14 protein-coding genes and 2 pseudogenes are annotated in these 21018 nt (G+C 72.5%); 9 read left to right on the top strand and 7 right to left on the bottom strand.

Features of this window, described 5'->3' with window-relative positions; translation table 11 throughout:
- Positions 1-44: 44 nt before the first annotated feature.
- The 3 genes from V7E45_RS14985 to V7E45_RS14975 form a co-directional block, all read right to left on the bottom strand.
- Entirely contained in the window at positions 45-749 is a 705-nt protein-coding gene (locus V7E45_RS14985) for a DUF4255 domain-containing protein (protein ID WP_333774644.1), read from the bottom strand.
- Positions 746-3859: a hypothetical protein gene (locus tag V7E45_RS14980; protein ID WP_333774643.1), complete on the bottom strand. Its 3114-nt coding sequence runs from the start codon at positions 3857-3859 to the stop codon at positions 746-748. Before V7E45_RS14980 ends, V7E45_RS14985 begins: the two co-directional genes overlap by 4 nt.
- A 249-nt stretch (positions 3860-4108) precedes the next feature.
- Positions 4109-4768 (bottom strand): helix-turn-helix transcriptional regulator, encoded by a 660-nt coding sequence (locus tag V7E45_RS14975; protein ID WP_333774642.1) that lies wholly within the window; start codon positions 4766-4768, stop codon positions 4109-4111.
- 207 nt (positions 4769-4975) lie between these two features.
- On the opposite strand from V7E45_RS14975, the gene V7E45_RS14970 reads away from it, so the two are divergent.
- Both V7E45_RS14970 and V7E45_RS14965 read left to right on the top strand, forming a co-directional pair.
- The gene (locus tag V7E45_RS14970) at positions 4976-6328 is read left to right on the top strand and encodes a COG1470 family protein (RefSeq protein WP_443056045.1); all 1353 of its coding nucleotides are present in this window, start codon (positions 4976-4978) and stop codon (positions 6326-6328) included.
- A 247-nt stretch (positions 6329-6575) separates the two neighbouring features.
- Positions 6576-7721 (top strand): metallophosphoesterase, encoded by a 1146-nt coding sequence (locus tag V7E45_RS14965; protein WP_333774641.1) that lies wholly within the window; start codon positions 6576-6578, stop codon positions 7719-7721.
- A gap of 36 nt (positions 7722-7757) precedes the next feature.
- Here the strand turns inward: V7E45_RS14965 and V7E45_RS14960 are convergent, their stop codons facing one another.
- On the bottom strand, positions 7758-8183 hold the full coding sequence (locus V7E45_RS14960) for a contact-dependent growth inhibition system immunity protein (protein WP_333774640.1): 426 nt from the start codon (positions 8181-8183) through the stop codon (positions 7758-7760).
- Between the two features lie 100 nt (positions 8184-8283).
- Between V7E45_RS14960 and V7E45_RS14955 the strand changes: the two genes are divergently transcribed.
- Positions 8284-9216, top strand: a complete 933-nt coding sequence (locus V7E45_RS14955; RefSeq protein WP_333774639.1) for a hypothetical protein — start codon at positions 8284-8286, stop codon at positions 9214-9216.
- A gap of 46 nt (positions 9217-9262) precedes the next feature.
- Here the strand turns inward: V7E45_RS14955 and V7E45_RS40615 are convergent.
- Positions 9263-9475, bottom strand: a pseudogene (locus V7E45_RS40615) (GntR family transcriptional regulator); the annotation flags it as partial.
- Here V7E45_RS40615 and V7E45_RS14950 point away from each other — a divergent pair.
- Positions 9469-9600, top strand: a pseudogene (locus tag V7E45_RS14950) (acetyltransferase); the annotation flags it as partial. The pseudogenes V7E45_RS40615 and V7E45_RS14950 sit on opposite strands and share 7 nt — an antisense overlap.
- An 85-nt stretch (positions 9601-9685) precedes the next feature.
- Here V7E45_RS14950 and V7E45_RS14945 read toward each other — a convergent pair.
- A complete protein-coding gene (locus V7E45_RS14945) occupies positions 9686-10159 on the bottom strand; it encodes an SRPBCC family protein (protein ID WP_333774638.1) in 474 nt (157 codons plus the stop codon).
- A gap of 468 nt (positions 10160-10627) precedes the next feature.
- On the opposite strand from V7E45_RS14945, the gene V7E45_RS14940 reads away from it, so the two are divergent.
- The 5 genes from V7E45_RS14940 (at position 10628) to sbnA (ending at position 19791) form a co-directional block, all read left to right on the top strand.
- Positions 10628-13246, top strand: coding sequence for a Pls/PosA family non-ribosomal peptide synthetase (locus V7E45_RS14940; RefSeq protein ID WP_333774637.1), 2619 nt, complete (start codon positions 10628-10630; stop codon positions 13244-13246).
- 98 nt (positions 13247-13344) lie between these two features.
- The gene (locus tag V7E45_RS14935) at positions 13345-16608 is read left to right on the top strand and encodes a non-ribosomal peptide synthetase (protein ID WP_333774636.1); all 3264 of its coding nucleotides are present in this window, start codon (positions 13345-13347) and stop codon (positions 16606-16608) included.
- Positions 16609-16656: 48 nt separating this feature from the next.
- Complete coding sequence (locus V7E45_RS14930; protein WP_333774635.1) at positions 16657-17661, top strand: TauD/TfdA family dioxygenase; 1005 nt, start codon at positions 16657-16659, stop codon at positions 17659-17661.
- Positions 17658-18728, top strand: coding sequence for a 2,3-diaminopropionate biosynthesis protein SbnB (sbnB, locus tag V7E45_RS14925; RefSeq protein WP_333774634.1), 1071 nt, complete (start codon positions 17658-17660; stop codon positions 18726-18728). Before V7E45_RS14930 ends, sbnB begins: the two co-directional genes overlap by 4 nt.
- Positions 18729-18765: 37 nt before the next feature.
- Entirely contained in the window at positions 18766-19791 is a 1026-nt protein-coding gene (sbnA, locus tag V7E45_RS14920) for a 2,3-diaminopropionate biosynthesis protein SbnA (protein ID WP_333774633.1), read from the top strand.
- Positions 19792-19852: 61 nt separating this feature from the next.
- Here the strand turns inward: sbnA and pqqE are convergent, their stop codons facing one another.
- Entirely contained in the window at positions 19853-21010 is a 1158-nt protein-coding gene (gene pqqE, locus V7E45_RS14915; protein WP_333774653.1) for a pyrroloquinoline quinone biosynthesis protein PqqE, read from the bottom strand.
- Positions 21011-21018: the final 8 nt, after the last annotated feature.

Here is a 21018-nt window from a genome sequence, read left to right as displayed (position 1 = left end):
CACCCACAGGTGCTCCGCTTCGGCGTCCGCCTCGGCAGTGTGCGTCACGGCTGGCGGTCCCCCCTGCGGCGGCGACGGGCGGGCGCGGGCGGGCGTTCACGCGGGCCGGCGTAGCCGCCGTCCGGACCCGGGTCACTTGTTTCCGTGTAGCGCAGCCTGCGCCCCGGCCCCGCGTCCTCGCGGCGGGAGGTGGCGCGCACGACGAGGCCTTCGGTGACCGGCGGTGCGGCGGCCTTGGTGATGCCGGCGAGCGGCGCCCGCACCCGCAGCGAGAGGGAGGCCTTCAGTTCGCCGCCCATGGCCGACCACACGTCGGAGGCGGCCGGTGCGTCGGACCCGGTTCCGGCGGTGTCCAGGCCCACGGTCAGGCCGAGTTCGGCGAGCGTGCCGGTGAGCAGCCGCGCGGGCAGCGTGTCGGTGCTCACCAGCGTCGCGAGCACCTGTGACAGCAGCCGGTGTTCGTCCTGCGGGCGGGTCGCCCACGCCGTGACCAGGTACGTCAGCTCGAACCAGCGCGGCGGGGAGCGCCGCGCCACGAGGTGGCCGTCCTCGTCGTACACCTCTCCGGAGCCGCTGCCGCGCCGGACGGCGTCCTCCCGGATGTCGTACAGGAAGACGCAGACCGTCGGGGCGCTGCGGCGCGCGGCCCAGTCCCGGGTGGGGGCGTCGAAGACGACGTCGACGCCCGACGCCTCCAGGCCGGACTCGCCGAGCAACCGGCGCAGCCCCTCGTCGACCTCGTGGATCACCGGCGGGTCACCTCGTCCGGCGGCTGCACGCTGCCGGTGACCACCAGGAAGTCGGTCGTCACCGGGGAGAACCCGGGGCCCTTGGCGGTGATGATCCGGGGCCCGGTCTCGTCCTTGGCGAGGATGAGCAACTGGCCGATGAAGGTGCCGTTCGGCAGCGGAATGGTGGGCGCCGCCGCCGCGGTGATCCCCGGCTTCCAGGTGAACCGCACCGGCACGCCCGGCGGGAAGTCCTTGCCGCGCACCGAGGTGACGAAGCCGGGCCTGCCGATCGCCGGCACCGCGATGATGCGCGGCTGGAGGATGCGCAGCCGCTCCCGGGCGTTGTTGTCGCCCTTGTCGGCGTCCGTCCCGGTGGTGGTCAGCTTGCCGGTGACGTGGGTGGTCAGGGCCTTCTTGGGGCTGAGGACGACCCGCACGACGGTGCTCGCGCCCTGGTCCAGGTCCGGCAGCGCGCACACCCAGTTCTTGTCGCAGCCCTCCGGCTGCCCGTTGTTCGGGATGCTCTTGGGCAGGCCGATGTGCAGCCGCAGCCCGGTAGCCAGCGCGTTGCGGCCGTTGCGCACGGTGTACGTGACCACGACGCGCCCGCCGACGTATCCGGGGTTCGGCTGGGCGGTGAGGCGGAGACCGGGCCCGGCATCGGGCTCACCCGGAGCCGGGGGCACGGTGGGCGGAGAGGTGGGTGTCGGCGTCGGTGTCGGGGTGGGTGTCGGGGTCGTCGGGGGCGTGGCTTGGACGACCGGCACCACGGTGCGGCCCGTGTTGTCGCTGGGCTGCGGATCGAGGACGGTGCCGGTGACCGACCAGTCGATCGGCGCGTTGCCGGGGGTGACCCCGGTGACGGTGACGGTCACCGGCACGGTGGTGCCGGGCGGCACGACACCGACGGTGCACTGGAGGGAGGCGGCGTCGCACGTGCCGCCGGGATAGGTCAGCCTGGTGATCTGCACGCCGGTCGGCGGGGCGACGGTCAGCTCGGTGCCGGGGGAGGCAGCGGGGCCGTTGTTGACGACATCGACACGAATGGTGGTGGTCTTGCCGACGGTGACCGCCGGGACGGTGCCGGGCGCGTTCACCGCGAGGTCCACGGACTGCTGGACGCTGGGTTCCTTCTGCCGGCCCCCGAGCTCCGCGGTGAGCGGGGTGAGGTCGCCGGACGCGACGTCCAACAAGCGGAGTTTCTCGGGGCTGTTGGCGGCGACCTCGGCACGGGAGCTGATCACCAGGCCCTTGCCGTCGGCCGTCCAGGCGGCGTCCCGGGGCTGGAACGGACCGGTGGCCGAGGTGTCCGGCAGAGCCGTCTGGCAGGCGCCGGGGACGTTGCGCGCGACGGTGGGCAGCAGAACCTTGCAGTCGTCGCCCGACAGGGACGTGAGGAGGATGCCGTCGCGTTCGTCGACTGCGCCGCCGCCGCTCTTGCGGTTGAAGGCGATGGTGAGGCCGTCCGGGGAGAACGCCGGACTGTCGTCGATGACCTGGCAGTTGCCCGGGCAGATCGTGGCGCTCAGGTCGCGCTGCCGGTCCAGGTGGTTCACCGGCGCGGTCCAGATGTGCTTGTTGCCGCCGCTCCCGCCGATCACCTCGTTGCGGGTGAAGGCCAGGGTGGTGCCGTCGGAGGACCAGGTGGGCTGGGCGTCCTCGCCCTGCTGCTGCCCGGCCGGCGGGGTGATCCGGCCGGTGATCGCGCCGGTCGCCGCGTCGGCGATCAGGATGCGGCTGGGGCCCGCGGCGTCCCCGACGCCGCCCGGCGACGTCCGGGTGAAGGCGAGGTACTTGCCGTCCGGGGAGAACGTCGGGTCGGTGTCCCAGTCCGTCGCGCCGCGTCCCGCGAGGGGCATGGCCTGCGCGTCGGTGCCGTCGGCGTCCGCGAGCCAGATCCGTTCGATCCGCTGGTTGTCGGCGTTGGTCTCGAAGCGGGTGACGACGATCCGGCGGCCGTCGGGTGTGTAGTTCTGCCGCTCGGTCCACGGGTCGGAGCCTGCGGCGGGCTGGAACAGCGGGTCCTTGGTGGGATCGGTGTTGGTGTCGGCCGCCGGGTCCTCGTTGAGGATCGTCAGGTTCAGGTCGCGTGGGTCGGACCCGTCGATGCGGGCGTCCTGCAGCGTCACCACGTGGGAAGTGGCCGCCGAGTCGCGCTCCACCACCACGCCGCCGCCGTTGACCGGTCCCAGCCAGGTGGGTGAGAGGACCTCCCGGTTCTCGTTGAGCACCAGCCCGGGCTCGGTGTCCGCGTGTGCGGTCGACTTGAACACGTGGTCGTAGTCGCCCTCGCACGTGCAGGTGATCTCGGGGCTGAGGAACACCAACTGGTCCCCGTCGGGCAACCACGATGCCCCGTGGGCACGCCACCCCGCGTAATTGCCCGCGAACAGCGCTTCGTCACTGGTCCCGTTGGTGATCCGCAGCCGGGGCACGGACTGCCCGTTGTCGGTGGTGGTGGAGGTGTACGCGATCCAGTCCCGGTTCACGTCGTCGTTCACCGGGTTCCACGCCGGCTCGGAGGCCGTGCCGTTCGCCGGGGAGGTGATCCGGGTGGCGGTGCCGCCGTTCAGGGGCCGTACGTAGATCTGCTCGCCGACCAGCGGATCGCTGTCGCCGCTGTACGCGATGCGCTGCCCGTCGGGGGAGACCGTCGGGCACTCCTCGTTGGCGGAGGTGTCGGTGAGCCGCGTCAGGCCGGTGCCGTCGGTGCGTACCAGCCACAGGTCGCGCTGCGTCCCGCCGCCGGTGCCGCCGGGTTCGGCCGAGTCGAACACCACGGACTGCCCGTCCGGCGTCAGCCGGGGGTGCGCCGCGTCCCGGCCGGTGGTCAGACGCCGTACCGAACCGTCCGCGGCCCGCAGGTAGACCTGCGGGTTCTTCTCGTCGCGGCGGCTCGCGAAGACCATCTGGTCACCGAGCGCGGACGGCTGCACATCGTTGTGGACGGGGCCGTCGCCGAACAGAGGTGTGCTGGAGGTGGTCGAGGCCACCGTGCCGAGGCTGCGGTGCCGGGTGCCCGCGTACGCGACGCGGGTGTCCGTGGCGTCGGCCGCGCGCGGGGCGGAGGCGGCGCTGCCCTGTCCGGAGGCCGCCGTCACCCCGAGCAGCGGGATCAGCAGCAGCAACGACGTTCCAAGTCTCCCCAGGCGGTACCGGCCGCCGGGGTCAGCCGTTCCCATCACGGTCCCCTTCGCAGTCTGGTGCGGCATCCCGATGTGCCCATCCGGATCGCCTCCGCCACCCTGTACCGGACGTGCGCGGCGCGGCAGGGCGGCGGGGCCGTACCCGAGGGAAACGCGCGGTGCGCTTTCGGGCAGTGCGGGTTTCCCGTAGGTCGCTCCCGGCTTGTTGCCCCTGCGGCGTCAACGCCGGTGTCAGATCAGTCCGTTGCGCAGTGCGTAGCCCACCGCGTGGGCTCGGTTGCGCAGTTGGAGGCGCGTGATTATCTCGTGCAGGACGTTCTTGACAGTCCGTTCCGAGTACGAGGTCTTGCGGGCGATCTCCGCGGTGTCCAAGCCCTCCGACACCAGGCGCAGCATGTCCGCCTCGCGCGTGGTCAGCGTGGACAGCGACAGGCCCCGCGGGTCGAGCGCCGAGCGCTGGAGGCTGCTCACATGGCTGAGCAGCTTGCCGAGCAGGTCGCCGGGGAGCACACCCTCCCCGTTGGCTATCGCCTGGACCAGCTGGAGAAGTTGGTCCTGGTGCGCGTCGGAGCGCCGCAGCACCGCCGCGACGCCGCACTCTATGACGCGTTGCAGCGCGCCGGATCCGAGGGCGCCGACCACGAGGCCGGTGCGGGTGGCGGTGTTGAGCCGCAACCGGTCCAGCAGGGCCGTCACGTCGTCGTCCACGGTGTCCACGACCACCAGTGACGCCTGGGCCCGCTCCGCGTCGGCGTCGTCGAGCAGGTCGACCTCGGGGCGCTGGCGCAGCTGGTGGACGACGCCGACCCGCAGGACCGGATCGGCGGCGTACACGGCCACCGTCACCCGGCTCCGGTGTCCGGGCAGGCTCTTGTCTTGTGCACAGGACATGGGAGTTTTACCTGTTTCATGAATTCGTGGGGGGCTGGGCGCTGGGACGTGGCGAGCACCGGAGGGCGGCGCGCGGGCTGCGACGGGAAACATCAATGCCCGCTGAATACACGAGAGTTGACGGTGACTGTCGGGGCATCGCGACTGCCCGCGTCTTGCCCTCGCGTTCCTCGCCGCACGCCCGGACGTGTTTCTACGGTGGTAGGCGTGACGCCTTCCGCAGCCTCTTCCGGCCCTGGTGCGCCCGGCCTCGACATCCCGGCCGTGACCGTGACACCGGGTGACACCACCACGACAACTCTGACCGTCCGCAACGACAGCGACATCGTCGAGGCGTACAGCCTGGAGGTCGTCGGGGACTGCGCCTCCTGGACCACCGTCGAACCCGCCCGGGTCTCGCTCTACCCCGGCACCTCCGAAACGGTGACGCTCCGTCTGGAGCCGCCGCGCTCCCCGGAGATCCGGGCCGGCGAGATGCCGCTGGGTGTGCGGGTCCTGCCGGCCGAGCACCCCGATGCGGTGCAGGTCCTCGAAACCACCGTGCACATCGAGGAGTTCCGCGAGCTGCGCACCGAGCTGGCACCGCGCCGCCGGCGCGGCTGGCTGCGCGGTCGCTACCGGCTGGCGGCCCAGAACCAGGGCAACACCCCGGCGCAGGTGTGCTTCACCCCCGGCCAGGCCGGCGAGGAGCTGGCGTTCGCCTTCACCCCGGCGAAGCCGAAGCTGGAGCCCGGCGAATCGGCGGAGGTCGGACTGCGCGTCCGCACCGGCAAACCGGTGTGGTTCGGCTCCCCGGTGGTGTGGCCGTTCACCGTCGACACCACCGACGACCGGGACCAGGACGAACAACCCGGCTCGTACGACACCACTGTCCGGACGCCGCTGGACGCCGAGTTCGTCCAGATCCCGATCTTCCCCAAGTGGCTGCTCGCACTGCTTGCCGCGCTGCTCGCACTGCTGATCGCCTGGTTCGCACTGGTCCGTCCGGCCGTGCGCAGCGCAGCCAAGGACGCGGCCGACGAGGCGGTCCAGGCACGGCCCACGCCCGCCGGACAGCGGACTCCCGGCAGCGGCGCCGGTTCGGCCGGTCCCGGCACCCAGGGGTCGGGCGCGTCGGCCGGAGCGGGCGGCGCCAGCTCGGGCGGCGGTGGCGGCGGCAGGTCGGGCGGTGGCGGCGGCACCTCGACCGGCAACGGCAGCGGCCAGCAGAGCTCGCAGACCATCGACGTGCAGGCGGCGAGCGGGGAGACCAAGACCGGCACCTACACGGTGCCCAAGGACAGCATCCTCGGGGTCACGGACATCGTCGTCGCCAACTTCCAGGGCGACGAAGGGGTGTTGACGATCTCCTTCGGCGACCGCAAGATCACCACTATCGCGATGGAGACCTTCCGCAACCAGGACTATCACTGGGTCACCCCCATCAAGATCCCCGAGGGCGACGCCGTGTCCATCGAGGTGACCTGCAACAAGCCCGGCACCCCGGCCACCGGCCTTCGGGCAAAGGGCTGTCACGAGGTCCTGAACGTGAGCGGCCTGCTCGGCAGCACCAAGCAATGACTCGAACCTCTCCACTTGCAACCCATTGTCGATCGGTAAAGACGCGATCTGCCAAGCGATGGGTCTCCTTTCACTCGGATCGGTCCTGAAATCGACAGACCAGGTCTGAAAACCAACACCCGACAACCCCAGGTCAGCGGCCTGGGGTTGCTCTGTTGCACGGGTCGACTGCCGATCCCGTGCTGCCCTGGCATGGCCCGCCGAGGGTGAGGCGGAGGCGCAGCGGCCGAGCCGGCTGCACCGCCTGATGCGCTACCTCCCCCTCATCGCCCCCGTCCTGCTGTGGGCCGTGCCCTGCGGGGTGCTGCTCTACGGCGGCCAGCACTGGCCGCTGCCCGTCACGCCGGCCGGCACCGCCCTGTTCGCCCTCGGCCTCATCGGCATGCCGCTCGCGATGATGCGCGGCCACGGCCGGCGCCAGCGGGACCGGGCCGCGATCATCGGTGACACCCTGCTCGGCACCAGCTGGGTCCTGTTCACCTGGTCCGTGCTGCTCGGCGTCCTCCTGCGACTCGCCCTGACCGTGGCCGGCGTCGGCGGGAGCGAGGACCGTGCCCGCATCGTCACCTGGGCCGTCCTCGGCGTGAGCGCAGTACTGCTCGCCTGGGGGTACGCCGAGGCCCGCCGCGTGCCGCGCGTGCGCCGACTCGATGTGCGACTCCCACGACTGGGTGCCGGGCTGGACGGCCTCCGGGTCGTCCTCGTCACCGACACCCACTACGGTCCGCTCGATCGCGCTCGCTGGTCGGAGCGGGTGTGCGAGACGGTGAACACTCTGGAAGCCGACCTGGTCTGCCACACCGGCGACATCGCGGACGGCACGGCCGAACGCCGCCGGGCGCAGGCCGTCCCGCTCGGGACCGTGCGGGCCACCCGGGCCCGTGTGTACGTCACCGGCAACCACGAGTACTACAGCGAGGCCCAGGGCTGGGTCGATCTGATGGACGAGCTGGGCTGGGAACCGCTGCGCAACCGGCATCTGCTGCTGGAACGCGGAGGCGACACCCTCGTGGTAGCGGGCGTGGACGACGTCACCGCCGAGTCCTCCGGCCTGGAGGGCCACCGCGCCCACCTCGCCGGAGCCCTGAACGGCGCGGACCCCGACCTGCCCGTCCTGCTCCTGGCGCACCAGCCCAAGTTCGTCGACCGGGCGGCAGCCGAAGGCATCGACCTCCAGCTCTCCGGCCACACCCACGGCGGCCAGATCTGGCCCTTCCACCACCTGGTCCGCATCGACCAGCCGGCCCTCGCCGGCCTCAGCCGCCACGGCGCGCGCACCCTCCTCTACACCAGCCGCGGCACCGGCTTCTGGGGCCCGCCGTTCCGCGTCTTCGCCCCCAGCGAGATCACCCTGCTCGTGCTCCGCTCCCCGCACCTGCCCCCCTCGCCGTAGCACGGGGCGGGCCGGCGCTCCCGCGCTGTACACGGGTCAGCCGAGCGGGCCGGCTCCCGCCGAGAAGCGGGCGAGTTCCTCGGCGGCCCCGCGCGGCAGGTCGGCGACCTCCGCCGCCGGAAGCCGCGTGATCACGGCTCGCAGCCGTGCCGCGTGTTCCGGCAGCAACGCCCAGGCGGAGGCAGGCGCGTTGACGGCGGTGAGCAGCAAGTCGCCCTCGTAGAACCAGGCGTCGAGCAGCGGTTCCTCGATCAGCAGGCGCACGGCGAGGGGGAGGACGAACGGGAGCGCCACCCGCTGTGCCACGAGCGTGCGCAGATCCGCCGCTCCGAGTGCGCCCAGGGGCACGCGCCGCAACTCGTGCACGGTGCGCACCAGTCGAGTCGCGTCGGCGGCAGGCGGCGCCCAGCGGGGCGGGTCCAGTTCGTCGAGCGTGCGGTCGAGGTGCAGCAGATGGTCCATGGGGCTCATTCTCACCGGAGCAGGCACGTGTGCGGTCCGTGACGGCCCGGCAGGTGGAGGGCGCCGTCCGCGTCCCGCGCCGGCCGTCTACGCTCTCGGTATGCGGCGCGGCGATGTCACACGGGACGACGGCACCTGGGTCGGGCTGTCCCTCGACGCGCGGGACCGCCCCCGGCCGGGGCTGTGCGTGTTCAGCGCGGGGCCGCGACTGCTGCTCTCCCAGGGGGAACGGCCCGTGCTGCTCGCCGAGGTCGACCGGCACGACGAGGGCGTGGAGTTCTGGCGCGCCGACGGGTACCGCTCCTTCGTCCCACCGCTGCGTGCCGACACGGGGCGTGCCCTGGCGGGCAGCCCGGAACGGTGGGCCCACCGCTTCGCGCGCCACCTCGTCGACTCGTCCGAGGGTCCGTTGCACGACGGCCGCTGGCTGCTCTCGCACGAGAGTCCGCTCAGGCGCTGGAAGCACGCCGGCACGTCGCACGCCGAACACTGGACCTCGATGCTCGTCGAGGGCCATCCGGACGGGTACATCGACTGGTTCATCCACTCCGGCTCTTGGGAGGTCCTTCCGCTGCGGCCGATGCCCGGTCCGGACGACAGCCGGGTCAAGGCGTACCGCAAGCAGGCCCGGGAAGGGACGCTCCCGCCCGTCCTCCTGTGGTGGGTCAGCGGCCTCGACTGCCACCTGGTCCTGGACGGTCACGCACGGCTCGCCGCGGCGATCGCCGAGTCCGTCGAGCCTTCGCTGCTGCAGTTGCACCGCACGGTGCCCCGCGACGACCTCGCCGCAGGTATCGATGACGCTGTGGCGTCCTACGCGTACGAACTGGAGCGCTTCGCCGGACTCCGCGCCGTCCACGGCCCCACCGTCCCGGACGGCGCCGCCACCGCCGGCCCGCAGCTCGTCCGTCGCCTGCGCGACCTGGACACGGCGGTACGACCCACCTGGGCCTGGCCCCTGCCCGGCGGGGAGGACCGATGGCGCCGCGTCGCGCACGAGGTGACCGCCGGCCGGGAGTGGCCCCCTACCTGATAGGCACCGGGTCCACGCAGCAGGTGCGCTGCCGGGCCCGGTTGCCTCACCAGCCGTCCTGCACCACCCCGTGCGTGGAAAAGGCGATCGGTCGCCGTGTGTGAAGTCGCCCGGGGGGATGCCGAGGTGGTGGCCCTCGGGGCGGTGGGGCTACGGCGCGGCGGCCGAGGGTGAGGCGGGAGACGATGCGGTGGCGGTCTCCGCGGTAGATCGAGTGGACGTACTCCACCGGCCGGTCATGGGTGTCGGTACGACTTCGGCACCTCGGGCGTCGGCGACCACTCCTGCGACCTGGTGATCGCCTGGACGACGTTCTGGGGCGAGAGCCGGGAGGCGTTCCGGAAGGCCGTCGGCCAGGACGACGGCATGTGCGCCTGGGCCCGCACACCAGCGCGCCGCCCCGCACCCCGGGGGTCCGGGCGTGCGGGACGGCGCGGCGGAGGTGCGGCGGCGGCGCCGCGGCGGTGGGTCAGAGGGTCGTGCCGGGGTCGCCGGGACGGATGCGTCCGCGCCAGGAACCGCTCTCGCCGTGCTTCTCGATGTAGTCCTTGAAGCGGTGCAGGTCTCCCTTGACCCGCCGGTCGATCACGCCGAGCATGTCGCCGCTCTTCTCGGCGATGCCGCTCGGCTCGATCTCCATAGTCAGTTCGACCCGGGTGTGTCCGTCGTCCAGGCGTTCGAACCGCACCGATCCGCGCTGCTGGGTGTCGCCGTCGACGGCCCGCCAGGTGATCCGGTCGTCGGGCAGCTGGTCGACGATCTCGGTGTCGAACTCCCGCCGCACTCCGCCGATCTTGGTGGTCCAGTGGTTGTGCCGGTCGTCGAGCTGCCGGACCTCCTCGACGCCCTCCATGAAGTTCGGGAAGTCCTCGAACTGGGTCCACTGGTTGTAGGCGGTGTGGACGGGGACGTCGACGTCGACGGATTTCCTGACCGTGCTCATGCCTTCCTCCTTGCCGCTGTCGAGGCACCGGGCCGCTGCCCGGCCCGTGCGTGTGTGCGGCACCGGGTACCCGCCCGGGCGGAGGCGAGACCTCCGCACGCACCGTGACCCGACCGATGCGTTGAGACAGGACCGAGGGCGCCGCCACACGACCGAGGGCCCGCCGTGACGGAGCCGAGGGCCCGCTGTGACCCCACCGCCGCCCCCATTCGGGTGATCCGCCGCGGGGCCCGCCGCTGCCGGGGGCCCGGGAACACGGGCCCGTGGGGCGTTGACCGCCCGAACGGGCGGCCGGTGCGAAGTGGCAGGGCGCCAGGAGCCGACCGAGACTGAACGCGGCGGTTCGTGATCAGTGAAAAGCACGCCCCTCGAGCCCGACGGCTCGGTGGTCCTGCCTTCTGTGTCCGAGGTCCCCGGAACCCGCCACCGGCGGTTCTCGGCGACCCAGACGTCCTCCCAGGAGTTCGCATGGTGGAGCAGTCCTCCGAGGTCCATATAACCGGGCCGGGCGAACGCGCCGTCACCGGACGGAGCGACGCCGGCCCGGCAGGGACCGGCATCGAGACAGCGCTCGCGGATGCCCTGGCCGACGTGATCCAGACGGAACGGGTCGCGGTCGACGGTCACTTCTTCGACGACCTCGGTGCCAACTCCCTGGTGATGGCCCAGTTCTGTGCCCGGGTCAGGAAACGGGCGGACCTGCCGTCGCCGTCCATGAAGGACATCTACCGGCACCCCACGATCCGGAGCCTGGCGGCCGCCCTCGCGCAGTCCGCCCCGGTCGCCCCGCCGGTCTCCGCACCCGCCGCCGAACCGTCGGCGCCGGCGCGCGGGCCGTCCCCGGGGACGGCGACGGCCCCGCACCGGTCGCACCATCTGCTGTGCGGCACGGCCCAGTTGCTGTTCTTCCTGGCGTACTCCGTGGTCGCCGGGTACGTGACCGCCGCCGGCTACGAGTGGGTCGCCGCCGGCTCCGGCCCGGCCGACGTCTATCTGCGGTCCCTCGTCTTCGGCGACCTCGGGTTCATCGCCCTGTGCGCGTTCCCGGTCCTCGCCAAATGGGTTCTCGTCGGCCGCTGGAAGCCCGGCGACTTCCCCGTCTGGAGCCTGTCGTATCTGCGCTTCTGGCTCGTGAAGGTGCTGCTGCACGCGAATCCGGTGCTGCTGTTCATCGGGAATCCGCTGTACGTCTGGTACCTGCGGGCGCTGGGCGCCCGGATCGGCAAGGGTGTCACCATCCTGTCCCACTCCGTACCCGTATGCACCGACCTGCTGACGATCGGCGCGGGCACGGTGATCCGCAAGGACTCCTTCTTCCTCGGCTACCGGGCGCACGCGGGCCGCATCCAGACCGGCCGGGTCACGTTCGGCCGCGACGCGTTCGTCGGCGAGAAGACCGTGGTGGACATCGACGCCTCGATCGGCGACGGCGCACAGCTCGGCCACTCGTCCGCCCTGTACCGGGGCCAGGCGGTCCCGGACGGTGAACGCTGGCACGGCTCGCCGGCTCAGCCCGCCGACACCGACTACCTGCGGGTACCCGCGGCGGCCTGCGGCTCCGGCCGGCGGGCCTGGTTCGGTCTCGTCACGCTGGTGCAGCTGTTCCTCCTGTACATCCCGCTGGCCGTGGGCGGGGTGTACATCCTGTTCACCGCCGTACCGGCGATCGGCAAGCGGCTCGACCCGCAGACGGCCGCGCTGTCCCGGCCGGAGCTGGTCTCTGACGCGCTGACCCTGTCGCTGGCCCTTTTCTGCGGCTTCGTGATCCTGGGCCTCGCCGTGCTGTACACGGTGCCGCGCCTGCTGGCCCTGGTCGTCCGGCCGGACCGGGTCTACCCGCTCTACGGGTTCCGGTACGCGGCGCACCGGGCGACGGCACGCCTGACGAACATCAGGTTCTTCGCCTGGCTGTGCGGCGACAGCTCCTACATCGTGCACTACCTCCGCGGGCTCGGCTACGACCTGTCGCAGGTCGAGCAGACCGGTTCGAACTTCGGTACCGAGGTGCAGCACGAGACCCCACTGCTGGTCTCGGTCGGCAGCGGCACGATGATCGCCGACGGCCTCTCCGTGGTGAACGCGGACTACTCCAGCACCTCGTTCCGGCTGTCCCGGGCGTCGATCGGCGCGCACAACTTCCTGGGCAACAACATCGCCTATCCCGCCGGCGGCCGGACCGGCGACGACTGCCTGCTCGCGACGAAGGTGATGGTGCCGATCGACGGCGAGGTCCGCACGGGCGTGGGACTGCTCGGCTCGCCGTGCTTCGAGATCCCCCGCTCGGTGGACCGTGACACCCGGTTCGACCACCTGCGGACCGGTCGCACCCACGTCCGCCGGCTGGCCGCGAAGAACCGCTACAACCTGCGTTCGATGGCCCTGATGCTCTTCGTCCGCTGGCTGCACACCTTCGCGCTCACGCTGTTCGCGCTCATCTCCGTGGACCTGTACGGCGTGCTCGGGCACGTGGTGATCGCCGGCTACCTGGCGATCACGCTCGCGTTCTCGACCGCCTACTACGTCCTGCTGGAACGCTGCATCACCTCGTTCCGCGCCCTGCGCCCGCGGCTGTGCTCCATCTACGACCCGTACTTCTGGTGGCACGAACGGCTGTGGAAGGTCCCGGACCGGCACCTCAACATCTTCAACGGCACGCCCTTCAAGAGCCTGGTCTGGCGGCTGCTCGGGGCGCGCATGGGACGCGCGGTCTTCGACGACGGCTGCTACATGACCGAGCGGACGCTCACCACCATCGGTGACGCGTGCACCCTGAACGTCGGCAGCAAGGTCCAGTGCCACTCGCAGGAGGACGGCACCTTCAAGTCCGACGTCACCACGCTCGGTGCCGGCTGCACGCTGGGCGTCGGCTCCCACGTGCACTACGGCGTGACGCTCGGCGACGGCGCGGTGCTGGCGCCCGACTCCTTCCTGATGAAGGGCGAGGAGGTGCCCGCGTACGCCCGGTGGGGCGGCAATCCCGCCGTCGACATGCCGGACCCGGCGGAGCAGCACCCCGGCATCGGCCGGGCCGCCGCGCCGGCCGCGGCCGACACCCCCGCGCACCGGAAGCTGACGCCCGATGGCTGACGACCCAGAGCCGACGAACCGAGAGCTGACGACCGAGAGCTGACGACCCGGCGCCGACGACCGAAGGCTGACGACCGAGAGCTGAGGAAGGCCATTCGATGGGAACGCACGTGGAAGCGGACCGCGAGTTCTGGCGCGGGGTGCTGACCGCCGGCGGTGCCACCGCGGTGCCGCGATGGGTGGAGCGGCCCGTCCCGGGCTCGGGCGAGCACGAGGTCGTGGTCCCGGACGGCGTGACGGACGCGGCACGGGCGCTGGAGCGGCGCCTCGGCGTGCCGGTCAGCGTGCTGCTGCTGGCCGCCCACGCCAAGGTGCTGGCCGTGCTGTCCGGCGAGAACGAGGTGGTGACGGGGTACGCCGCCGGGCTGCGGGGCGAGCCGCTGCCGTGCCGCCTGGTGGTGCCCGCCGGGTCGTGGAGCGCGCTGGTCTCGGCCGCGCGGCACGCCGAGGCCGAGGTGCTGGCCCACCGGGAGTACCCGGTGGAGGAGCTGCGCCGTGAGCTGGGCGCGGCGGAGCCGCCGTACGAGGTGGTCTGCGGTCCGATGGAGGCCGCGGACACCCCGGCCGGCCGCGGTGCCCTGCACGTCCGCTGGTCCGACAAGGACGGACGGCTCAGGCTGCGCCTGCGCTACCGCACGGACCTGCTGGACGCCGGGGCGGCCGCGCGGATCGGTGGCTACCACCTGACGGCGCTGCGGCTGATGACCGCCGACGTGGACGCCGAGCACGCGCGGCAGAGCCTGCTGTCGGCCGACGAGGTGCGCGAGCAGCTGGACGGTCTCGCCGGGCCGCACCGGCCGTTGCCGGACGCCCGCGCCCATGAGCTGTTCGAAGCGCGGGTGCGGGAGCGTCCCGACGCGGTGGCGGCCGTGTACGGTGAGCGGGAGTGGACGTACGCGGAACTCAACGCGCGCGCCAACCGGCTGGCACGGGCGCTGCTGGAGCGGGGTGTCGGCCGCGAGGACGTGGTCGCGGTGGTCACCGAGCGCCACCTCGACTGGCTGGCCGCCACGCTGGCGGTGTTCAAGGCGGGCGGTGTGTACCTGCCGGTCGAGCCGCACTTCCCGGCCGAGCGCGTCGCCGCGACGCTGTCCCGGGCGGACTGCCGGCTGGTCCTGACCGAGGCCGGCAGCACCGGCACCCTCGACGAGGCGCTGGCCACGCTGCCCGGGACGCGACGGCTGCTGATCCACGACGCGTACGCCGAACCGCACACCGACGGCGATCTCGGTGTCCGGGTCGATCCCGGTCAGCTGGCCTACATCTACTTCACCTCCGGCTCCACCGGCGAGCCCAAGGGTGCGATGTGCGAGCACGCGGGCCTGCTCAACCATCTGCACGCCAAGATCGACGACCTGGGGATCGGCGAGGGCTGCGTGGTGGCGCAGACCGCCCCGCAGTGCTTCGACATCTCGCTGTGGCAGCTGGTGTCCGCGCTGCTCGTGGGCGGGCGGACGCTGCTGGTCGGCCAGGACGTGGTCGTGGACGTCGAGCGGTTCGTGGACACGCTGGTCCGCGGCCGGGTCGCCGTGGCCCAGCTCGTGCCCTCCTACCTGGAGGTCGTGGCCGCGTACCTGGAACGGCACCCGCGCCCGCTGCCGGACCTGCGGTGCGTGTCGGTGACCGGCGAGGCGCTGAAACGCGAGCTGGTCCAGCGCTGGTTCGCGATCCAGCCGGGGATCGCCCTGGTCAACGCCTACGGGCTGACCGAGACGTCGGACGACACCAACCACGAGGTGATGACCGAGGTGCCCGAGCGGGTGCTGCTCGGCCGGGCGGTCAACAACGTACGCGTCCATGTCGTCGACGAGCACCTGGCGCTGGTGCCGCTCGGCGCCCCGGGCTTGATCGCGTTCGCCGGTGTCTGTGTGGGCCGGGGGTACGTCAACGACCCCGAGCGGACCCGTGAGGCGTACCGGGAGGACCCCTTCCGGCCGGGCGAGCGCCTCTACCTCGGCGGTGACTGGGGACGCTGGCAGCCCGGCGGCAAGCTGGAGTTCCTCGGCCGGCGGGACAACCAGGTCAAGATCCGCGGCTTCCGCATCGAGATCGGTGAGATCGAGAACGCCCTGCTGCGGGTGGCCGGGGTGCGGGACGGCTCGGTGGTCTGCGCCGAACGGGCCGACGGCGGCAAGCACCTGATCGCCTTCTACACGGGCGAGGTGCTGGAGCCGGACGCGCTGCGCGCGGCCCTCGGCCGGGTCCTGCCCGCCTACATGGTCCCCTCGGCCTTCCACTGGCAGGACGGCCTGCCGCTGACCGCCAACGGCAAGACCGACCGCAAGGCCCTGACCGCGCTGGCCGAACGCACCGCGCCGGACGACGGGGGCGACGCGCCGGCGGAGCCCGACCGCGCCCCGCGCACGCCGACCGAGCGGAAGCTCGCCGCGGCCTGGGCCGACGTGCTGGGCGTGCCCGAGCACCGGATCGGCCGCCAGGACCACTTCTTCGAGTCCGGCGGCACCTCCCTGTCGGCCGTCAGGCTCACCATCGCGCTCGACCGGGCGGTGTCCCTGAAGGACATCACCCGGCACCCGGTCCTCGCCGACCTGGCCGTCCTGTTCGACGGCACGGCCCGCCGGCGGCCGGAGCTGCTCCAGCCGCTGTCGCGTCCGGGCGGCACGCCGGAGAGCACGCTGGTGTGCTTCCCCTATGCGGGCGGCAACGCGGTGAACTACCAGCCGATGGCGAGCGCGCTGGCGGACAGCGGCATCGCGGTCCTCGCGGTGGACCTGCCCGGGCACGACCTGGCCGACCGGCACGAGCCGTTCGCGTCGATCGCGCGGGTCGCGGAGCGGGTCGCCGACGAGATCACCGCGCGCGGCCTGGGCCGGGTGATGCTGTGGGGCCACTCGTCGGGTGCCGCCGCCGCGCTGGATACGGCGCGCCGGCTCCAGGAGCGCGGGGTGGACGTGACCCGGGTGTTCCTCGGCGCGCAGCTGCTCGGCACCGCCGCCGAGCGGCGGGCGGCCATCGGTGAACTGACCGGCGGCAGCGACGCCGAGATCGCCGCGCGGCTGACCGCCGACAGCGGCTACACCGAGCTGGCCGAGCTCAACGCCGCGCACGCGGAGCACATCGGGGCCGCCTACCGGCACGACTGCGTGTCCGCGCACCGCTGGTTCTGCGAGGCGCTGGAGGGCGCGCCGCCGGTCCGGCTGACCGTGCCGGTCTCGGTGGTCGTCGCCGCCGACGACCCGCACACGGCCGGCCACGCCGCCCGCCACCGGGACTGGCTGCTGCTGGCCGAGCAGGTGGACCTGCACGAACTCGCCGACGGCGGCCACTACTTCCCCCGCACCCGCCCGGCCGAGGCGGCCCAGGCCGTCCTGGGCGTCGTGGCCCCGCTGGCCTCCTCCTGAGCCCCGACGCAAGTCCCGACGGAAGTCCCAACGGAAAGGGAGACCGAGATGTCGTCCTCACCCCTGGCAGCACCCCTCGACGTGGAGCTGCGGCCGGACAGACCCGCGGTCCTGCACGTCGATCCCCCACCGGACCTGCCGGGCTGGGCGGCCGCGCACCGCGAGTCGCTGCGCGCGCTGGTCACCGAGCACGGAGCGCTGGTCGTGCGCGGCCTCGGGCTGCGCGAGGCGCCGCAGACGGGTGCCCTGTTCGCGGGCATCGCCGGTGGCCTGATGGCGGAGCGGGAGGCGTTCGCGCCGCGCGACGCGTACGGCCAGGGGCTGTACTCCTCGACCGCCTGGCCGGCCAACCAGCCGATGTGCATGCACCACGAACTGAGCTACACGCTGGAAGTCCCCGGCCTCATGCTGTTCGCGTGCCTCACGGCGCCCGCCCAGGGCGGGGCGACCGCGGTGGCCGACGCCGAGGAGGTGCTGGGGGCGCTGCCCGTCGCGCTGACGGAGCGGTTCGAGCGTGAGGGCTGGCTGCTGACCCGCACCTACAACGACGAGATCGGCGCCTCCCTCGCGGAGTCGTTCGGCACGGAGGACCGCGCCGAGATCGAGCGCTACTGCCGGGAGCGGGCCATCGACTTCACCTGGCGGCCCGACGGCTCGCTGCGCACCGAGCAGCGCCGCAGCGCCGTCGTGCGGCACCCGCTCACGGGCCGGCGGTGCTGGTTCAACCAGATCGCCTTCCTCAACGAGTGGACGCTGGACCCGGAAGTGCGCGAGTACATGACGGACGTCTACGGCGCGGACGGTCTGCCGTTCAACACCCGCTACGGGGACGGCAGTCCGATCGGCGAGGAGGTCGTCCAGCTGCTGAACAGCACCTACGAGGCGCACACCCGGCGCGAGCCGTGGCAGGCCGGTGACCTGATGCTCGTCGACAACATCCGCACCGCGCACAGCCGGGAGCCCTTCACCGGCGAGCGCAAGGTGCTCGTCGGCATGGCCGAGCCGTGCCGCCTGGACGACGGCCTCCCGACCCCGGAGGCGAGCCGGCGATGACCCGACCGTCGTCAGCGGCCGCCCGGTCGGCCGCGCCCCAGTCCGCCCCGGTGCCCTCGTTCGCGGTGATCTCCGGGACGCAGGTGCAACGGGCCCTCAGCGGGCGCGAGAAGGAGATCGTGGAGCTGGTCGAGGCCACCTACCGGCTGCACGGCGCCGGGGACTCGGTCAACCCGCCGTCGTACTTCCTGCGCTTCCCGGACCGCCCGAACGCGCGGATCATCGCGCTGCCGGCCTCCGTCGGCGGCTCGGTGCACGTGGACGGCCTCAAGTGGATCTCCAGCTTCCCGGACAACGTACGCACCGGGCTGCCCCGCGCCTCCGCGGTCCTGATCCTCAACGACCCCGAGACGGGTTATCCGTTCGCCTGCCTGGAGAGCTCCATCATCAGCGCCACCAGGACCGCGGCCTCGGCCGCGCTGGCCGCGGACTGGCTCAGCCGCTCCCGGCCCCGGCCGAGCCGTGTCGGGTTCTTCGGGACGGGCCTGATCGCCCGCTACATCCACACCTTCCTGGCCGGCACGGGCTGGACGTTCGACACGATCGGCGTGCACGACCTGTCCGCCGAGAGCGCCGACGGCTTCCGCGGCTACCTGCGGCAGGCGGACCCGGCGGCGGAGGTCACCGTCCACGAGCGCGCCGAGGACCTGGTCCGCTCCAGCGACCTCGTGGTCTTCGCCACCGTGGCGGGTGAACCCCATGTCAGCGACCCGTCGTGGTTCAGCCACAACCCGCTGGTGCTGCACATCTCACTGCGTGACCTCGCGCCGGAGATCCTGCTGGGCTCGGCGAACTTCGTCGACGACGTGGAGCACTGCCTGAAGGCCGACACGTCCCCGCACCTGGCCGAACAGCGCACCGGGGACCGCGACTTCCTCAACGGCACCCTCAACGACGTGATGCGCGGACGGGCGGCCCCGCCCACCGACCGGCCCGTGATCTTCTCGCCGTTCGGACTCGGCGTCCTCGACCTCGCCGTCGGCAAGTACGTCTACGACGAAGCAGCAGGGGCGGGCGACCTCCGCCTCATCGACGACTTCTTCCACGACCTGCGCCGGTACGGCTGAGGCTGTCGACCTCGGCCCTGGTACCAGGAGGCCCACCGTGCCCGTAATTTCCGCTCCCCATGACTTCAATGAAGGCCGTCTCTTCGTCGACCTCGAGTCGATCTTCGGATGCCCCCTCTACCTGAAGTGCGAGGGCTTCAACTTCGCCGGCTCCATCAAGTTGAAGGCCGCGAACGAGATGGTGGAGAGCGCCGAGCGGGACGGAGTTCTGACGCCGAATTCCATCCTCGTCGAATCCTCCTCGGGGAACCTGGGCGTCGCGCTCAGCATGATCGCCGCGAGCAAGGGCTACCGGTTCCTGTGCGTCACCGACTCCCGCTGCAATCTGTCGACCAGACTGCTGATGGAGGCGCTCGGCAGCGAGGTGCACATCGTGGCCGACCTGGACGCGAACGGCGGGTTCCTCGGCACCCGGATCGAGTACGTCCGGGGGCTGTGCGCGTCCGACAAGCGGTACGTGTGGCTCAGTCAGTACACCAACGCGGGGAACTGGCGGGCGCATTACCGCACCACGGCTCCGGAGATCGCCGACCACTTCCCGCAGCTGGACGTGCTGTTCATCGGCGCGGGCACCGCGGGGACCCTGATGGGCTGCGCCCGCTACTTCCGGCAGTGGCACCGGCCGGTGCGGATCGTCGCCGTCGACAGTGTGGGCTCGGTGGCGTTCGGCGGCGAGCCGGGCCGCCGGATGATTCCCGGTCTGGGCATGAGCATGGTGCCGCCGCTGCTCGACGAGTCCTACGTCGACGAGGTGATCCGGGTGGAGGAGGCGGACACCATCCGCACCTGTCACCGCATGGCCCGCCGGGGCTTCCTGTTCGGCGGCTCCACCGGCACGGTGGTCAGTGGGGCGACGGACTGGCTGTCCCGGCACGACGCCCGCGGCCTCACGGCGGTGGCCGTCGCGCCGGACCTGGGCGAGCGCTACCTCGACACCATCTACCAGACCAACTGGCTGCAGGATCTGTACGGTGCCCACATCCTCGACTCCGAACGGGTGACCGCCGCGCCCCCGGAGGACGGGTCCTCGTCCCGGGAGCCGAGCCGCCGGCCCAGACCTTAGCGACGCCTCCCCGAGCGCGCGGCGCCCGGCCCTCCTCTGGGCCGTGCGCCGCGCGCCGGGGCTATCGCGCGTTCGGCGCCGTCCGTCCGGCGGTGTCCGTGGCCGTGGTGCGGGCGGGCGCGGGCACCGGTGCCGCGCCGGGCCGCCGGTACACGTACGGCGGGGGCTCCGTCCGGCCGCCGTCGGTCAGCTCGCGCACCAGGGCGTGGTCGGGCGAGAGCGCGCACGCCGGGTCGGTGCGGGCCGCGTCGCCGGTGAGTGCGAAGGCCTGGCAGCGGCAGCCGCCGAAGTCCTCCTCCCGGCGCGGGCAGCTCCCGCAGGGGCCGGTCATCCAGTCGGTGCCCCGGTAGCGGCCGAACGCCGGTGACCGCTCCCAGATCCAGGCGAGCGAGTGGTCGCGCACGTTGGGCGGGTCGAGGTCGGGCAGGGAGGCGGCGGCCGGGCAGGGCAGCGCGGTCCCGTCGGGCGCGACGGTCAGCGAGACCGCGCCCCAGCCGCCCATGCAGGGCTTGGCCACGCCGTCGAAGTAGTCGGGGACGACCCACACCAGGTCGACGGCACCGGCGAGTTCGGCGCGCCGCCGGGCCACGGTCTCCCCGGCGCGGTCGAGTTGGTCGCGGGTGGGCAGCAACGCGGCCCGGTTGAGCAGTCCCCAGCCGTAGAACTGGGTGTTGGCCAGCTCGATGCGGTCCACGCCCCAGGCCACGCCCAGGTCGATGAGGGCGTCGACGGCGTCGAGGTTGTCGCGGTGCAGTACGACGTTGAGACCGAGCGGGAGCCCGGCGGCGCGGACCAGGGCGGCGGCCCGTTCCTTGGCGGCGAAGGAGGGCCGTCCGGCGATGCGGTCGTTGGCGCCGGACTCGGCGTGCTGGACGGAGAGCTGGACACTGCGCAGCCCGGCGCCGGTCAGCGCGGTCAGCCGGGCCTCGTCAAGGCCGGTGCCGCTGGTGACCAACTGGGTGTAGAGACGGGCGGATTCGGCGGCGGCGACGATGGTTTCGAGGTCGTCGCGCAGCAGCGGCTCGCCACCGGACAGGTGCGTGTGCACGATCCCGAACTCACCGGCCTGGCGCAGCACGTCCGTCCACTGTTCGGTGCTCAATTCTCGTGACTTACGCGCCAGTTCGAGCGGATTGGAGCAGTACGGGCAGTGCAGCGGGCAGGCGTGGGTGAGTTCGGCGAGCAGGGCCCAGGGACGGGCGGGCGCCGGGCTGCGCAGTGTCCAGC

Source organism: Streptomyces sp. IBSBF 3136 (genome assembly GCF_036815105.1).
GTDB lineage: Bacteria > Actinomycetota > Actinomycetes > Streptomycetales > Streptomycetaceae > Streptomyces.
Note: the sequence above shows the minus strand (reverse complement) of the source record. Positions and strands in the feature narration are given on the sequence as shown.

What these genes read in the sequence shown, in the direction of transcription:
- V7E45_RS14975 (WP_333774642.1), bottom strand. Translation starts at nt 4,768, where the DNA reads ATGTCCTGTGCACAAGACAAGAGCCTGCCCGGACACCGGAGCCGGGTG.
- V7E45_RS14965 (WP_333774641.1), top strand. Translation starts at nt 6,576, where the DNA reads ATGCGCTACCTCCCCCTCATCGCCCCCGTCCTGCTGTGGGCCGTGCCC.
- V7E45_RS14960 (WP_333774640.1), bottom strand. Translation starts at nt 8,183, where the DNA reads ATGGACCATCTGCTGCACCTCGACCGCACGCTCGACGAACTGGACCCG.
- V7E45_RS14955 (WP_333774639.1), top strand. Translation starts at nt 8,284, where the DNA reads ATGCGGCGCGGCGATGTCACACGGGACGACGGCACCTGGGTCGGGCTG.
- V7E45_RS14945 (WP_333774638.1), bottom strand. Translation starts at nt 10,159, where the DNA reads ATGAGCACGGTCAGGAAATCCGTCGACGTCGACGTCCCCGTCCACACC.
- V7E45_RS14940 (WP_333774637.1), top strand. Translation starts at nt 10,628, where the DNA reads ATGGTGGAGCAGTCCTCCGAGGTCCATATAACCGGGCCGGGCGAACGC.
- V7E45_RS14935 (WP_333774636.1), top strand. Translation starts at nt 13,345, where the DNA reads ATGGGAACGCACGTGGAAGCGGACCGCGAGTTCTGGCGCGGGGTGCTG.
- V7E45_RS14930 (WP_333774635.1), top strand. Translation starts at nt 16,657, where the DNA reads ATGTCGTCCTCACCCCTGGCAGCACCCCTCGACGTGGAGCTGCGGCCG.
- sbnB (WP_333774634.1), top strand. Translation starts at nt 17,658, where the DNA reads ATGACCCGACCGTCGTCAGCGGCCGCCCGGTCGGCCGCGCCCCAGTCC.